Raw genomic sequence first — 14,894 nt, 5'->3', positions numbered from 1 at the left:
GGTCAGTGAAGCAGACTTCCCTGGAGCTCGGCGCGCAGGTCGGGGGTGAGCACCGCGCCCGCGCGGTCCACCAGGAGCGCCATCTCGTAGCCGACCAGACCGATGTCGCACTCGGGGTGCGCGAGCACGGCCAGGGACGAGCCGTCGGAGATGGACATGAGGAAGAGGAAGCCGCGTTCCATCTCGACGACCGTCTGCGCCACGGTGCCGCCCTCGAAGATCCGGGACGCCCCGGCGGTCAGCGAGGTCAGCCCCGAGGCGACGGCCGCGAGCTGGTCGGCGCGGTCGCGCGGAAAGCCCTCGGACATCGCCAGGAGGAGTCCGTCCGCGGACACGACGACGGTGTGGGACACCCCCGGGGTGTTGTCCACGAAGCTGGTGATCAACCAGTTCAGGTTCTGTGCCGCCTGGCTCATCGGGCTCAACTAACGCTCCTGCTGGTGAGTGGGCCGCGGGAAGCCGCCGGTCTGGCCGGATCCCGCCTGACGGCCCTGTGCGATACCCCGACGAAGATTGGTCAGCCGGCCGCGCACGTCGTCGGGCGCGCGGGAGACCTGCGGACCGCTCTGATGCGGTTGCTGCTGAGCCGTGCCCGGGACGAGGTTGGCCCGGGGCACCCGGCGCGGCAGGCCGGAGGTGGTGATTCCGCCCGCGGCCGGCTGCCGGACGCGTTCTGCCTGCCGGACGAGTTCGTCGTTCGGCGAGCTGCGCCAGGCGGTGGCGGCGGGACGCTGCGGGCTGGAGGGGGCCGCCTGCGGCCGCTGCGGGGCGGGAGCGGAGGCGGCGTCCTCCTGCTGCTCCTGCCGGTCGCCGCGGAACCAGTTGGTCTCCAGCGTGTCGTACAGCGGCGTACCCCCGTCGCCGGGACCGGTCGCCGGAGGCAGAGCCTCCGGTTCCTGGCGGACGGGGCGCTGCCGCGGGGCCGGCGGACGCGGGGCGCCGAAGTCGCCGTCGGCCCGGGCGGGGCCCGGCCGGTCCGGCAGGGCGTGCCGGCCCGTGGAACCGTTGTCGTACGCCTGCGGGGCGGCGAACTGGTCCGCGGCCGGCGTGGCCGACGGCGTGGCCGGACCACCCGGCCCGGCCGACGTGCCGAAGACGTCGGGGCGCACGAACTGGCCGGTGCCCTGCGCGGAGTTCGCGCCGGGACGGTCGAACCGGTCCGCGGACGGGCGGCCGTCCGCGCCGGGCTGGGCGTACTGGCCCGTGCCGTGCGGATCGGCGTCCGGGCGGGGGGACTCGGAGGCGGCGCCGGGACCCCGGCGCTCGTCGCCGCGCGCGATCGCCGGTATCTCCGCGGTGGACCCGGGGCCCTGCCGGTCGTCGACACGCGGCATCCGGGCGGTCTGCGCGACGTCCGGCTCCTCGTGGCCGCGCGGGACGTCCAGTTCGGCGCGCTCCACCGCCGGCCGCGCGTCGCCGTCGCTCCAGCCGGGCGTGCGGGGCTGCGGCCGGCCGCCCGGCAGCTCGGCCCGCGCACCGCCGCGCGGCGGCAGCTGCGGCTGCTCGGAACGCTGCGCACGACGGCCCCGCCCGGCGGCGTTGCGGCCGGGGCCGAAGGCGTCCTGGTCCTGCGGCCCGCCGGGGTGCGCGGCCTGCAGCCCCTGCGGGGCGCCCGGCGCCTGGCCGAAGCCGGCGCCCGCGCCCGCCGGGGCCGGGCGGCCGCCCCGCGGGGGCGTGGCGGGCGCACCCTGCTCGAAGGACCTGGACGGCCCCGCGGACGGGCCCTGCGGACCGCGCGCCCCGCCCGGCGCACCGGGACGGCCGTTCGCGTCCTGCCCGGGCAGCGCGGTCCGCGGTCCCTGGCCGGCACCGAGCCGGCCACCGCCTGCCGGGGCGCCGGCGCCGCGGGCGCCGCCGTTCTGGCCGCCGGCGGCACGCCGGGCCGCGGCGGCGCCGGCGGCGGCCTGCGCGGCGGCCGGACCGCCGCCCGCGATCGGCTGGCCCGGCTTGGGCTGGGGCTTCTTGCCGCCCTGGGCGACGTCGACGGGCAGCATGACCAGCGCGGTCGTACCACCGGAGTCCGACGGGCGCAGCTGGATGCGGATGCCGTGGCGCTGCGACAGCCGGCCGACCACGAACAGACCCATGCGGCGGGAGACGGAGACGTCCACCGTCGGGGGAGAGGCGAGCCGCTCGTTGATCGCGGCGAGGTCCTCCGGCGACAGGCCGATACCGGTGTCGTGGATCTCGATCAGCACCCGGCCGTCGGGCAGCGCATGGCCGGTGACCTTGACCTTGGTCTGCGGCGAGGAGAACGAGGTGGCGTTCTCCAGCAGCTCGGCCAGCAGGTGCACGAGGTCGTTGACGACCCGGCCGGCCACCTCGGTGGTCGGCACGGACGCCAGCTCGATGCGCTCGTACTGCTCCACCTCGGAGGCGGCGGCACGCAGCACGTCGACCAGCGGGACCGGACGGGTCCACCGGCGGCCGGGCTCCTCGCCCGCGAGGACCAGCAGGTTCTCGCCGTTACGGCGCATACGGGTGGCGAGGTGGTCCAGCTTGAACAGCGAGGACAGCTGGTCCGGGTCGGCCTCGCGGGACTCCAGCTCGGAGATCAGCGACAGCTGGCGCTGGATCAGACCCTGGGAACGGCGCGAGAGGTTGGTGAACATCGCGTTGACGTTGCCCCGCAGCAGCGCCTGCTCGGCGGCGAGGCGGACCGCCTCGCGGTGCACGTCGTCGAAGGCCGCGGCCACCCGGCCGATCTCGTCCCGGGAGTGCACGCCGACCGACTCCACGGAGGTGTCGACGTCCTGCGGGTCGGCCTCGGAGAGCTGCTTGACCAGCTCGGGCAGACGCTCGGAGGCGACCTTGGTCGCGGTCTCCTCCAGGCGGCGCAGCGAGCGGATCATGCCGCGGGCGACGACGAAGGCGCCGACCAGCGACACACCGAGCACGAGCAGGATCAGCGCACCGGAGATGATCGCCTCGCGCTCGGAGGCGTTGCGCAGCTCGCGGGCCTGCTGCTCCATGTCCTCCAGCAGCCGGTGCTCGATGTTCTTCATCTGCTGGATCTTGGTGGAGCTGTCGTCCAGCCAGTCCTGGTAGGAGCGCCTGTCCAGGCCCTCCAGGCCGTCCTCGCTGGCCAGGGCGCGGCTCGCGTAGGTGTCGGTGGCCTCGATGATCGGGTTGCCCTGGTCGATGGGCTTGAGCAGCTCCTCGGCGCCGTCGCCGTAGATGCTGGCGAAGCTGCGCAGCTCGGAGGTCTGGCTCTGCAGCGCGGACTCGGCGTACAGCCGGTCGTTCTCGGAGATGTCGCCGTACGTGGTGTTGCTGGCCGGCAGCGCCGCCGCGAGGACCGCGCGCTGGATGGAGGCGTACTCCTTGGCGGAGGAGAAGGCCGCCAGGGCGCGCGTCCGCTGGATCATCTCGGGGTTGCTGGTGGCCTCCGCCATGTCCTGCGAGAGGTCCAGCAGGTGGGTGATCAGCCGGTGGTAGGCCTCGACCGTCTGCGTCGAGTTCTTCTTGGACTGGTACGCCGTGTTGCGGATCTTGTTGAGGTCGTTCAGGTCGCTCGCGAGGCCGACGAGGCTGTCGCGGACGCCCTGGAGGTTGCCGTCCTTGCTGGCGCTGTCGATCTCCTCGGAGCTGGCGAGGAAGTTGGCCAGGGCCCGGTCGGTCTTCTCCCGGTCGCCCTTGACGGTGATCGCGCTGGCCTTCGAGCCGTGCGCCAGCGGGCCGGCCGACTGGTCGCGCTCCTCCTGGAGCGCGGCGGCCAGTTCGGTGGCCTGCTTGGTCATGTCCGTCAGCAGCTTCATGTTGTCGAGCTGCTGGATGTCGTCCATGGACTGGCTGATGCGCATCGCGCCCAGCGAGGTGGCCGCGACCACGGGCAGCGCGAGCAGCGACACCAGACGGGTGGAGATCCGCCAGTTGCGCAGCGCCATGCGGGAGCCGGGGCCGACGGGGGCCTTCGGCGGCTTCACCGCCGGGGGCGTGCCCGGCGCACCGGGAGCGGCCGCGCCGGGGCGTCCGGGGCGCTCACCGCCGTCGCCGGTCGGGGCCGGGCCCGGGTTCTGGGCGTGCTGGGGCGAGGAGCTGACGGCCATGGGGCCAGTCCCGCCGTGCGGCTCCGGCTCCGCCGAAGCGCTGCCATCCCTCTTGAAACGTCCCTGCACTAGCGTCGCAACCTCTGGACCAGGCGCCTCTCCGGGTGAGCGGAGAGGCGGTGTCGGCGTCGTGGGGGCGTCCTGAACACGTCCCCGTGGTGGTCGTGAGTGACCGGCGCTGGTTCCCCCTTCTCGCCGCCACTCGGCGCTTCTGTGCGCCCCCTGCGCGCCGGCTCGATCCTGCGGCGGTCCGTGGAATTCCAGCACAGTGCCGGATCTCCAACAAGGGCCGTGGGTCATGCCGTGACATACATGACACGACGTGAGGGGCGGACTACCGGACGTAGAAACTGATCTCCCGCAAAGCGGTCATACCGCTGCAAGCCGTCGCGGCGGGGAGGGTGTCCCAGTCGGCATGATCAGGAGCGGAATGGCGGCTTCAGGGGGTTTATATCCGTTTTGCGATGTGGGGGTGTGAGCCTGAATTGCCCTGTTTACCCCTGGATAAGTGAGCAAACTCACATACGAATCGCAGGTCCTGGTGCCCTTCGGCAGGGAATCGCATGTTTAGCCTGACGATTTACAGAGATGGCAAAACAGACAACCCGCGCTCGTGCGGGGGTCCCAGGACCCTCCCGGCGCCCGCACAGGACAGGGTCTCCGTCACCGTGAAGACGACGATGATGTTCCGCAGGATCGCCAACCCGCGACGCACGACACTGGCGCATCTGAAGGACGCCGGCGAACTGCAGACGCCGGAGCAGCCGGAGCACCGCGTCGAGCTCCCCGCCCGGACCGCCAACCCCAGGCGCACCATCCTCAAGGAGATCCCCGCCCAGGCCTCCCCCGCGGAGTAGCGCGGATCGGGGCCGCCGGCGGCGGCCGAAGAGCCCATGAGGGCCGGATCAGGGGCGTCCCCGCAGGCCGCGGGGGCGCCCCTGAGGCGTGTCCGCGGCCGGGACGGGCCGTGACGAGCAAGGCGCGGACCCTTCGTCGCGTTAGCCTGGAGCGTCAGACTCCAGCCGGACCGTTTCTCAGTTAAGGGGCGCAAGGATCCCGTGCGCATCGCCAGATTCTCCATCGACGGGAACGTCGCCTTCGGCGCGATCGAGGGCGACAAGCCGGACGAACTCGTCCTCGACATCATCAAGGGGATCCCCTTCACGGACTTCGAGCTCTCCGGCACGAAGGTCCCGCTGAGCAAGGTCAGGCTGCTGCCGCCGGTGCTCCCCAACAAGGTCGTGGCCTTCGGCCGCAACTACGCCGAACACGCCCGGGAGCTGGGCAACGAGGTGCCGGACGCCCCGTTCGCCTTCTTCAAGCCGTCCACCTCGGTCATCGGCCCGGGCGACGAGATCCAGTACCCGCCCTTCTCCCAGGAGCTGCACCACGAGGCGGAACTGGCCGTCGTCATCGGACGCATGTGCCGCGAGGTCCCGCGCGAACGCGTCAAGGACGTGATCTTCGGCTACACCTGCGCCAACGACATCACCGCCCGGGACGTGCAGAAGCGCGAGAAGCAGTGGGCGCGGGCCAAGGGCTTCGACACCTCCTGCCCGCTGGGCCCCTGGGTGGAGACGGACCTCGACCCCTCGGACCTCATCGTCCAGCTCACGGTCAACGGGCAGCAGCGCCAGCTCGGCCGCACCAGCGAGATGATCCACTCCATCGAGGACCTGATCGTCAACATCACCGAGGCCATGACGCTGCTCCCCGGCGACGTGATCCTCACCGGCACCCCGGCAGGGGTCGGCCCCCTCAACGTCGGCGACGAGGTCGCCGTCACCATCGAAGGCATCGGCACTCTCACCAACAAGGTTGTCAAGCGTGGCTAGCGCACCCGGCACTCCCGTACGCGTCCGTTTCTGCCCCTCGCCCACCGGTAACCCCCACGTGGGCCTGGTCCGCACCGCCCTGTTCAACTGGGCGTTCGCCCGGCACCACGGCGGCACCCTGGTCTTCCGCATCGAGGACACCGACGCGGCCCGCGACTCGGAGGAGTCCTACCGGCAGCTGCTCGACTCCATGCGCTGGCTGGGCTTCGACTGGGACGAGGGCCCCGAGGTCGGCGGCCCGCACGCGCCGTACCGCCAGTCCGAGCGCATGGACATCTACCGGGACGTCGCGCGCAAGCTGCTGGACGGCGGCTACGCCTACCACTGCTACTGCTCCCAGGAGGAGCTGGACGCCCGCCGCGAGGCCGCCCGCGCCGCCGGCCGGCCCTCCGGCTACGACGGCCACTGCCGCGAGCTGACCGCCGAGCAGACCGAGCGGTTCAAGGCCGAGGGCCGCGAGCCCATCGTCCGCTTCCGGATGCCCGACGAGACGATCACCTTCACCGACCTGGTCCGCGGCGAGCTGACCTTCACGCCCGAGAACGTCCCGGACTACGGCATCGTGCGCGCCAACGGCGCCCCGCTGTACACGCTGGTGAACCCGGTCGACGACGCCCTGATGGAGATCACCCACGTCCTGCGCGGCGAGGACCTGCTCTCCTCCACCCCGCGGCAGATCGCCCTCTACAAGGCCCTGATCGAACTGGGCGTCGCCAAGGGCATCCCCGAGTTCGGCCACCTGCCGTACGTCATGGGCGAGGGCAACAAGAAGCTCTCCAAGCGCGATCCGCAGTCGTCGCTGAACCTCTACCGCGAGCGCGGCTTCCTCCCCGAGGGCCTGCTCAACTACCTCTCCCTGCTCGGCTGGTCGCTCTCCGCCGACCGGGACGTCTTCACGACCGAGGAGATGGTCGCGGCCTTCGACGTCGCGGACGTCAACCCCAACCCGGCCCGCTTCGACCTCAAGAAGTGCGAGGCGATCAACGGCGACCACATCCGCATGCTGGAGGTGAAGGACTTCGCCGAGCGCTGCCGCCCGTGGCTGAAGGCCCCCTTCGCCCCCTGGGCCCCGGAGGCCTTCGACGAGGCCAAGTGGCAGGCCGTCGCCCCGCACGCGCAGACCCGCCTGAAGGTGCTCTCCGAGATCACCGACAACGTCGACTTCCTGTTCCTGCCGGAGCCGGTCTTCGACGAGGCGTCCTGGAACAAGGCCATGAAGGAGGGCAGCGACGCGCTGCTGCGCACGGCCCGGGAGAAGCTGGAGTCGGCCGACTGGACCTCGGCGGAGTCCCTGAAGGAGGCCGTCCTGGCCGCCGGCGAGGCCCACGGCCTCAAGCTCGGCAAGGCCCAGGCCCCCGTCCGCGTGGCCGTCACCGGCCGCACGGTCGGCCTGCCCCTGTTCGAGTCCCTGGAGGTCCTGGGCAGGGAGAAGACCCTGGCCCGCATCGACGCGGCGCTGGCGAAGCTGGCGGCCTAGCGCGTTCCCGGCGGGGGCGGCGTCCGGACCGGGCGCCGCCCCCGCCGCGCATCCCGGGCTGTACGCCCGGCCGTCGCCCGGAATTCACCGTTCCTCCCGACGTCCGCTTCCGCGGCGGGCCTTGGATGACCGTGCACGCCTGATACGCGTGTTCACCGTGTTCCAGGGGAGGGGATCGTGATCCGTTCGAGAAGGCTGGCGGCCGTGGCTCTCGGCGGGGCGCTGGCCCTGTCGTACGCCGGGCCGGCCACGCCGGCGCACGCCGTGGACGCCCCCGTGGCGGTCACGCAGCTGAGCATGACCCGGCCGCCCGAGGTGCAGTACCTGTGGGCGGGCGCCTCCGGCTTCCGGTACTGGCTGCCGGGAGCCGGCTCGCCCCAGGCCGTCTGGGTCGACTACGCGGACGACGTCCCGCCCGGGCACGCCGGCCCCGACGACCTGGCCACCGGCGCCGACGTGGTCGGCACCAGGACCGCCGGCACGGTCGCCCAGAAGCACCGCTCCACCGGCGCCACGGCCACGGTCACCCTCCCCGAGGGCCACACCTACAGGACCGCGGTGGGCTGGAGCGTGGTCACCCAGGACGCGACGGGCGCCCTGCACGTCCTGCGCGCCGCCGCCGACGGCACCACCCGCGACCTGCCCGTCACCGGCCTGCCCGCCGGCGCCGAGCCCACCGGCACGGTCGTCACCGGCGGCTCGGTCCGCCGCGTCGCCGTCGGGTACCGCCTGGACGGGACGGTCTCGACCGGCCTGGTCGACCTCGCCGACGGCACGGCCGGGGTGTCGGTCCCCGGCGCGACCGAGGTGACGTTCAACGACCGCTGGCTGTCGGCCGGCGGCAGGGCGATCCGCGTCGACGCGGCGCCCGGCACCGCGCCCGCCCCCGTGTCGTACCCCGGCAAGGCCCTGGCGATCGTCGGCGACCAGCTGCTGAGCGGCAACCGCGCCTTCCTGGGCGCCGGCGAGAAGCCCGAGCTGACGGCCACCGACCTCGGCACCGGCGCCCGGCGCACGGCTCTGGCCGACTCCCACGGCGCCATCGCCCCCACCCTCGACGGCGGCGCGCTCGCCACGGCCGGACCGGCCAGCACCGACTGGCACATCCACCGGGTCACCGCCACCGGGGACGGCGGCGTCACGACCGCCCGGGTGCGGACCGTCCCCGCCCTCCGGGCGACCGTCGACGGGCTGATGCTGGCCGGCGGCGAGCTGCTGATGGGCGGCAACACCACCAACGCCGCCGGCTACGACGCGGTCCACGCCATGCCGCTCGACACCGCGGGCAGGCCCGCCGGTCCCCACACCCCGCGCGCCCGGCTGCTCGACGTCTCGCCCTGCCTGGGCGGGGACGCGGCCTGCCCCCAGCTGGAGGCGCTCGGCGACGGCCGGTACGCCTACCTGTCGACCGGCTCGGCAGGCACCGAGTCCGTGCACGTCGGCATCGGCCCGAACGCCCACGGCTCCGCCCCCACCGGCGACACCCGCGGCCGCCTGGGCACCGGCACCGGCCGCTACGTGCTCTACAACGGCGGCACCTCCGGCACGCAGAAGGTCGCCGACTTCGCGCGCGGGGCCGGCGGCGAGATCGTCCTGAGCCGGACCCGCACCGCCGCCGCGATCTGGGGCCAGCGGCTGTGGATCCCGGGCAGCGCGCCGGGCCAGGTCGTCGCCTACGACCTGAAGGCGAAGAGGAACGTCGCCACCGTCGACACCGGCGCCCCCTGCACCCCCAGCGAGATCCAGGCGGTCAACACCTGGCTGTACTGGACGTGCGGCGCGAGCGGCCCGGCCGGCGTCCACGACCGCGCCACCGGCCGCGCCATCGGCGTCCCGGCCGGCCAGGCCCGCCTCGCCGACGGCTACCTGGTCCGGGAGAACCGCACCACCCACGAACTGCTGCTCACCGACTTCCACACCGGTACGGCGGTCACCCGCGCCGTGGCCGTGCTGCCCGCCACCGACCGGAACACCGGCGGTCACACCGGCCGTTGGGCCGTGGACCGGTTCGGCGGCCAGGTCGCCCACCTCACGGAGGACGGCCGGGTGGCGCTCGTCGCGTCGGGCGTGCCCACCTCGCCGCTGGCCCAGACGGAGGCGCAGACGCAGGCCGCGCCCGGTCCGACCACCGCCGAGCCGTGGCAGCCGGTGTGGCAGCTCAACAAGCCCTCCACCTGGACCCTGACCCTGAGCGACGCCGCCGGGACGGTCGTGCGCACCCTGGACGGCGTCTCCACGGCCGCCGCCGTCCGCGCCTCCTGGGACGGCCTGTGGGACAACGGCCGCCGGGTCGCCGGCACCTACACCTGGCGGCTGACCGCCCAGCCCCGCGACGGCCACGGCCCCGGCCTGACCCTGACCGGCACGACCACCGTGAACTGACCCCGCGCCGCGCGCCGCCGGGTTACCGTCGGGCCATGAGCATCCGAGCCGTGGTCTGGGACGTGGACGACACCCTCTTCGACTACACCACCGCGGACCGCGAGGGCATGCGCGCCCACCTGGCGGCCGAGGGCCTGCTCGACGCGCACGGCGGCGCCGAGCGGGCCCTCGCGCGCTGGAAGGAGATCACCCACCGGCACTGGGCGCGGTTCTCGGCGGGGGAGACGACCTTCGAGGGGCAGCGCCGCGACCGCGTCCGCGCCTTCCTGGACGCGCGGCTGAGCGACGACGAGGCCGACGCCTGGTTCCGGCGGTACGTCGTCCACTACGAGGCCGCCTGGGCGCTGTTCCCGGACGTGCTGCCCGTCCTCGACGCCCTCGCCGCCGGCCACCGGCACGCCGTGCTGTCCAACTCCAGCCTCGCCGTCCAGGACCACAAGCTGCGCGTCCTGGGCGTCCACGACCGTTTCGAGGCCATCCTGTGCGCCGCCGAGCTCGGCGTCTCCAAGCCCGCGGCCGGCGCCTTCCTGGCAGCCTGCGAGGCGCTGTCCCTGCCTCCGCACGAGGTGGCGTACGTCGGCGACCACCCGGAGATCGACGGCCGGGGCGCCGCCGAGGCCGGGCTGCTGTCGGTGTGGATCGACCGCCTGGACGGCCACGCCACCGTGGACCCCCCGGCCGGCCCGCACCGGATCGTCACCCTCGCCGAACTCCCCGCGGTCCTCGGCGCCCGTACTCGTTTTGGAGCGTCGTCCACCTTCAGGTAATGTTCTTCCTGCGCCGCCGGGGAGCGGGCCGGAAGGCCAGAGCCCCAAAGCGCAAGACTAGAACAAGATCCCCAGCTCAGGGGCTTGCGTTCCAGTGGCCTATGGTGTAATTGGCAGCACGACGGATTCTGGTTCCGTTAGTCTTGGTTCGAGTCCAGGTAGGCCAGCTCGCAGAGCTCATCTGCACTCGCGGATCCCATCCGCAAGCCCCCGTTGTGTAGCGGCCTAGCACGCTGCCCTCTCAAGGCAGTAGCGCCGGTTCGAATCCGGTCGGGGGTACTGGTTCCGACCAGTTCGGAATCGCTAGGGCCCCCGTTGTGTAGCGGCCTAGCACGCCGCCCTCTCAAGGCGGTAGCGCCGGTTCGAATCCGGTCGGGGGTACTGACGGTGAAGGTCTCACCGGGCCTCCCAGGAGGTTCGGTGGTCTAAACCACCTTGGTCTATGGTGTAATTGGCAGCACGACGGATTCTGGTTCCGTTAGTCTTGGTTCGAGTCCAGGTAGACCAGCTCGGACCTGCGAAAACGCAGAGTCCACGCCCCCGTTGTGTAGCGGCCTAGCACGCCGCCCTCTCAAGGCGGTAGCGCCGGTTCGAATCCGGTCGGGGGTACATCGAGAAGGTCCCTCCCCTCGGGGAGGGACCTTCGGCGTTCCCGGGGGCTTCTCCGGGACGCGCCGAACCTCACCTCTCCTCGAACCTGCGCCTGGACTCCTCGGCCTCGGCCAGCCGCCGCAGGCTCAGCAGCACCGGCTCGTACAGCACGGTCAGCGCCACCGCAGCCTCCACCTGCTCGTCGGGCGAACCGCCGTACCGCTCCACCAGGTCCAGGTCGGTGACCGCCAGCCGGCCCATCGCGCGGGCGTAGGGCTCCAAGTCGTCGACGGTGCACGGGTATCCGAGCCGGGCGAGCGCCGCGATCGCGGCCACCAGCATCCCGTACGCGGGTGACGGCGCCGGCGCGGCACCGCCGTAGCTCCAGCCCACCCGCCGCAGCAGCTCGTCGGCGCTGCGCCGGGCCGCCTCGGCCGCCGGGTCGTCCGCGGCGGGCGCCGGGCCGTGCGGCAGGGCCCACACGGCGGTGCCCAGGCGGTCGTGCCGGTCGAGGCCGTCGTCCTCCAGGGCCTTGAGCACCTCGCGGGCCGAGGCCACCGTGACCCCGCCCACCTGGATCAGCGCCCGCACCAGGCGCAGCCGCCGCAGATGCTCCTCGCCGTACTCGGCCTGGGTGGCCGTGACCCGGCGCCCGGGCGGGAGCAGCCCCTCGCGCAGGTAGTACTTGATCGTGGCCGTGGAGACCCCGCTGCGCTCACTCAGCTCCGCCAGCCGCACGTCCGCCCCGCATCCTCGGTTTCCGCTTGCACCCCTCGCTGGAGAGTGCCACTATCCAAGCATGGATAGTGCCGCTATCCAATAAGGTTCCCAGGAGGAGTGGGGGAGATCATGGGCAAGCCGATCGAAGGGCGCACGACCGCCGCGAGCGAGGACGGGATCGTCGTCTTCCTCATCGGGATGCGCATCAACAGCTTCACCGCGCTGCGGAGTTGGGTGCCCGTGGCCAGGGCCATGGGGCCGATGCTCAGGGAGCTCTCGCGGGAGAAGGGCAGCGGGCTGCTGGGCCACCGGTTCCTGCTGGGCTTCCCGCGGGTGTTCCACGTGGTGCAGTACTGGGACTCGAAGGACAAGCTCCTCGCCTACGCCTCGGCGCCGGACCGGGCGCACCGTCCGGCCTGGGCCGCCTTCAACCGCAGGCTGCGGGAGGGGAAGGGCGAGGTGGGCTTCTGGCACGAGACGTACGTCGTGCCGGCCGGGTCGTACGAGTCGGTCTACGTGAACATGCCCGAGTTCGGGCTGGGCGCGGCCACCGGTGTCGTTCCGGTGGGGCGCCGCGGCGACCGGGCGGCGGAGCGGCTCGGGGTGAAGTGAGGGGCTCCGTCCGGGAGCGAGCGGCGTCCCGGGACGCCGGCGCGAGGACTTCCGGGGGGCGGGCCGCCGCGGCGTCGAGGCGGCCCGCCCCCCGGCGCGTGCCGGTGGGGGCGGATCAGCCGGAGCGGCGCAGCGCCTCGGACAGGCGGGCGGCGGCGTCGATGACCGCCTGGGCGTGCATGCGGCCCGGATGGCGCGTCAGGCGCTCGATGGGGCCGGAGACGGAGACGGCGGCCACCACGCGGTTGGAGGGGCCGCGCACGGGAGCGGAGACGGACGCCACGCCCGGCTCCCGCTCGCCGATGGACTGGGCCCAGCCGCGGCGCCGGACGCCCGACAGGGCCGTCGCCGTGAAGCGGGCGCCCTGCAGGCCGCGGTGCAGCCGCTCGGGCTCCTCCCAGGCCAGCAGGATCTGCGCGGAGGAGCCGGCCTTCATCGTGAGCGTGGAACCGACCGGGACGGTGTCCCGAAGACCCGACAGGCGCTCCGCCGCGGCGACGCAGATGCGCATGTCACCCTGGCGCCGGTAGAGCTGCGCGCTCTCGCCCGTGACGTCCCGCAGGTGGGTGAGGACCGGGCCGGCGGTGGCGAGCAGGCGGTCCTCGCCCGCCGCGGCGGCCAGTTCCGCGAGCCGCGGGCCGAGGATGAAACGGCCCTGCATGTCGCGCGCCACCATGCGGTGGTGTTCCAGTGCCACGGCCAGGCGGTGGGCCGTGGGTCGTGCCAGTCCGGTGGCGCCGACCAGGCCCGCGAGGGTGGCCGGACCGGACTCCAGAGCGCTCAGGACGAGTGCCGCCTTGTCCAGAACGCCGACGCCGCTACTGTTGTCCATGCAACGATACTCGCGTCTCACTCTGTGAAACGCAAGTTCAATTTTCCGTGGAACGCGCCACCCTGGAGGACACGAAGTCACAGCGGCCCGTGACGAAAGGGCCTGGCGGCGGATGCCTGGGATCACCGGCACGGGCGGCCGCTTCCTCAAGATCTCTAGTTGGGTCGGCGTCTCGCCGTCGGCCGGAGGGAAAGCGATGGGTAGGACACTCGCGGAGAAGGTCTGGGACGACCACGTCGTCCGGCGCGCCGAGGGCGAGCCCGACCTCCTCTACATCGATCTGCACCTGCTGCACGAGGTGACCAGCCCGCAGGCCTTCGACGGACTGCGCAAGAGCGGCCGTCGGGTGCGCCGGCTCGACCTGACCATCGCGACCGAGGACCACAACACCCCCACCCTCGACATCGACAAGCCCATCGCGGACCCGGTCTCCCGGGCCCAGCTGGAGACGCTGCGCAGGAACTGCGCCGAGTTCGGCGTCCGGCTGCACCCGCTGGGCGACGTCGAGCAGGGCGTCGTGCACGTCGTCGGCCCGCAGCTGGGGCTGACCCAGCCCGGCACCACCGTCGTCTGCGGCGACTCCCACACCTCCACGCACGGCGCCTTCGGCGCGCTGGCGTTCGGCATCGGCACCTCCCAGGTGGAGCACGTGCTGGCCACCCAGACGCTGCCGATGGCCCGCCCCAAGACCATGGCGATCACGGTCGACGGCGAACTGCCCGAGGGCGTCACCGCCAAGGACCTGATCCTGGCGATCATCGCGCGGATCGGCACCGGCGGCGGCCAGGGCTACGTCCTGGAGTACCGCGGCGAGGCCATCGAGAAGCTCTCGATGGAGGCCCGGATGACCATCTGCAACATGTCGATCGAGGCCGGCGCCCGCGCGGGCATGATCGCCCCCGACGAGACCACCTTCGCCTACCTCAAGGGCCGCCCGCACGCCCCGCAGGGCGCGGACTGGGACGCGGCCGTCGCGTACTGGAAGACGCTCAGGACCGACGACGACGCCGAGTTCGACGCCGAGGTGGTCATCGACGCCGCCGAGCTGTCGCCGTTCGTCACCTGGGGCACCAACCCCGGACAGGGCGCGCCGCTCTCGGCGTCCGTCCCCGACCCGGCTTCGTACGAGGACGCCTCGGAGCGCCTCGCCGCCGAAAAGGCCCTGGAGTACATGGGGTTGGAGGCCGGGCAGCCGCTGCGCTCCATCGAGGTGGACACCGTCTTCGTAGGTTCCTGCACCAACGGCCGCATCGAGGACCTGCGGGCCGCCGCCGAGATCCTCAAGGGCCGCAAAGTCGCCGACGGCGTGCGGATGCTGGTCGTGCCGGGCTCCGCGCGGGTGGGTCTGCAGGCCGTCTCCGAGGGCCTGGACGTGGTCTTCAAGGAGGCCGGCGCCGAGTGGCGGCACGCCGGCTGCTCGATGTGCCTGGGCATGAACCCCGACCAGCTGGCCCCGGGCGAGCGCTCCGCCTCCACCTCCAACCGCAACTTCGAGGGCCGGCAGGGCAAGGGCGGCCGCACCCACCTGGTGTCGCCGCAGGTCGCGGCGGCCACCGCGGTCCTCGGGCACCTCGCCTCCCCGGCCGATCTGGCCGACGCCGACACCCGTACGCCCGCTGGAGTCTGATC

At 72.9% G+C, this 14,894-nt stretch carries 11 protein-coding genes and 5 tRNA genes; 12 read left to right on the top strand and 4 right to left on the bottom strand.

Annotated elements, in window-relative coordinates:
• Nucleotides 1-2: 2 nt before the first annotated feature.
• Complete coding sequence (locus tag ACIBAI_RS24910; RefSeq protein WP_344609976.1) at nucleotides 3-416, bottom strand: roadblock/LC7 domain-containing protein; 414 nt, start codon at nucleotides 414-416, stop codon at nucleotides 3-5.
• Between the two features lie 9 nt (nucleotides 417-425).
• On the bottom strand, nucleotides 426-4,118 hold the full coding sequence (locus tag ACIBAI_RS24905; RefSeq protein ID WP_399037536.1) for a nitrate- and nitrite sensing domain-containing protein: 3,693 nt from the start codon (nucleotides 4,116-4,118) through the stop codon (nucleotides 426-428).
• A gap of 599 nt (nucleotides 4,119-4,717) precedes the next feature.
• On the opposite strand from ACIBAI_RS24905, the gene ACIBAI_RS24900 reads away from it, so the two are divergent.
• From ACIBAI_RS24900 to ACIBAI_RS24855, 10 genes are all read left to right on the top strand, one after another.
• Entirely contained in the window at nucleotides 4,718-4,906 is a 189-nt protein-coding gene (locus tag ACIBAI_RS24900) for a hypothetical protein (RefSeq protein WP_399037535.1), read from the top strand.
• Between the two features lie 201 nt (nucleotides 4,907-5,107).
• Nucleotides 5,108-5,884 carry a fumarylacetoacetate hydrolase family protein gene (locus tag ACIBAI_RS24895; protein WP_399037533.1) on the top strand — a complete coding sequence of 259 codons (777 nt, stop codon included), beginning with the start codon at nucleotides 5,108-5,110 and terminating at the stop codon, nucleotides 5,882-5,884.
• Nucleotides 5,877-7,361, top strand: a complete 1,485-nt coding sequence (gltX, locus tag ACIBAI_RS24890; RefSeq protein ID WP_399037532.1) for a glutamate--tRNA ligase — start codon at nucleotides 5,877-5,879, stop codon at nucleotides 7,359-7,361. Before ACIBAI_RS24895 ends, gltX begins: the two co-directional genes overlap by 8 nt.
• Before the next feature lie 177 nt (nucleotides 7,362-7,538).
• Nucleotides 7,539-9,743, top strand: a complete 2,205-nt coding sequence (locus tag ACIBAI_RS24885) for a FlgD immunoglobulin-like domain containing protein (protein ID WP_399037531.1) — start codon at nucleotides 7,539-7,541, stop codon at nucleotides 9,741-9,743.
• A gap of 35 nt (nucleotides 9,744-9,778) precedes the next feature.
• The gene (locus ACIBAI_RS24880; protein ID WP_399037529.1) at nucleotides 9,779-10,510 is read left to right on the top strand and encodes an HAD family hydrolase; all 732 of its coding nucleotides are present in this window, start codon (nucleotides 9,779-9,781) and stop codon (nucleotides 10,508-10,510) included.
• Between the two features lie 95 nt (nucleotides 10,511-10,605).
• Nucleotides 10,606-10,677, top strand: a tRNA-Gln gene (locus ACIBAI_RS24875).
• A 39-nt stretch (nucleotides 10,678-10,716) separates the two neighbouring features.
• Nucleotides 10,717-10,789: transfer RNA gene (locus ACIBAI_RS24870), tRNA-Glu, on the top strand.
• A 29-nt stretch (nucleotides 10,790-10,818) separates the two neighbouring features.
• Nucleotides 10,819-10,891, top strand: a tRNA-Glu gene (locus ACIBAI_RS24865).
• A gap of 55 nt (nucleotides 10,892-10,946) precedes the next feature.
• Nucleotides 10,947-11,018, top strand: a tRNA-Gln gene (locus tag ACIBAI_RS24860).
• A gap of 28 nt (nucleotides 11,019-11,046) precedes the next feature.
• Nucleotides 11,047-11,119: transfer RNA gene (locus ACIBAI_RS24855), tRNA-Glu, on the top strand.
• A gap of 72 nt (nucleotides 11,120-11,191) precedes the next feature.
• On the opposite strand, the gene ACIBAI_RS24850 is transcribed toward ACIBAI_RS24855, so the two are convergent.
• The gene (locus tag ACIBAI_RS24850; protein ID WP_399037528.1) at nucleotides 11,192-11,839 is read right to left on the bottom strand and encodes a MerR family transcriptional regulator; all 648 of its coding nucleotides are present in this window, start codon (nucleotides 11,837-11,839) and stop codon (nucleotides 11,192-11,194) included.
• A gap of 111 nt (nucleotides 11,840-11,950) precedes the next feature.
• Here ACIBAI_RS24850 and ACIBAI_RS24845 point away from each other — a divergent pair, with 111 nt between their 5' ends.
• Nucleotides 11,951-12,433, top strand: coding sequence for a DUF4188 domain-containing protein (locus tag ACIBAI_RS24845; RefSeq protein ID WP_399037526.1), 483 nt, complete (start codon nucleotides 11,951-11,953; stop codon nucleotides 12,431-12,433).
• Between the two features lie 115 nt (nucleotides 12,434-12,548).
• On the opposite strand, the gene ndgR is transcribed toward ACIBAI_RS24845, so the two are convergent.
• Nucleotides 12,549-13,265: an IclR family transcriptional regulator NdgR gene (gene ndgR / locus ACIBAI_RS24840; RefSeq protein WP_023546516.1), complete on the bottom strand. Its 717-nt coding sequence runs from the start codon at nucleotides 13,263-13,265 to the stop codon at nucleotides 12,549-12,551.
• Nucleotides 13,266-13,461: 196 nt separating this feature from the next.
• On the opposite strand from ndgR, the gene leuC reads away from it, so the two are divergent.
• Nucleotides 13,462-14,892 (top strand): 3-isopropylmalate dehydratase large subunit, encoded by a 1,431-nt coding sequence (gene leuC / locus ACIBAI_RS24835; protein ID WP_399037524.1) that lies wholly within the window; start codon nucleotides 13,462-13,464, stop codon nucleotides 14,890-14,892.
• Nucleotides 14,893-14,894 lie beyond the last annotated feature (2 nt).

The sequence above is a fragment of the Streptomyces sp. NPDC051041 genome, assembly GCF_044456065.1.
Taxonomy (GTDB): Bacteria; Actinomycetota; Actinomycetes; order Streptomycetales; family Streptomycetaceae; genus Streptomyces; species Streptomyces glaucus.
The sequence above is the reverse complement of the archived record's forward strand: the minus strand, read 5'-3'. Positions and strand labels throughout refer to the sequence as shown.

Bases quoted from the DNA above. Each gene is read 5' to 3' on its own strand.
- ndgR (WP_023546516.1), bottom strand. From the start codon at position 13,265: ATGGACAACAGTAGCGGCGTCGGCGTTCTGGACAAGGCGGCACTCGTC.
- ACIBAI_RS24910 (WP_344609976.1), bottom strand. From the start codon at position 416: ATGAGCCAGGCGGCACAGAACCTGAACTGGTTGATCACCAGCTTCGTG.
- leuC (WP_399037524.1), top strand. From the start codon at position 13,462: ATGGGTAGGACACTCGCGGAGAAGGTCTGGGACGACCACGTCGTCCGG.
- ACIBAI_RS24845 (WP_399037526.1), top strand. From the start codon at position 11,951: ATGGGCAAGCCGATCGAAGGGCGCACGACCGCCGCGAGCGAGGACGGG.
- ACIBAI_RS24880 (WP_399037529.1), top strand. From the start codon at position 9,779: ATGAGCATCCGAGCCGTGGTCTGGGACGTGGACGACACCCTCTTCGAC.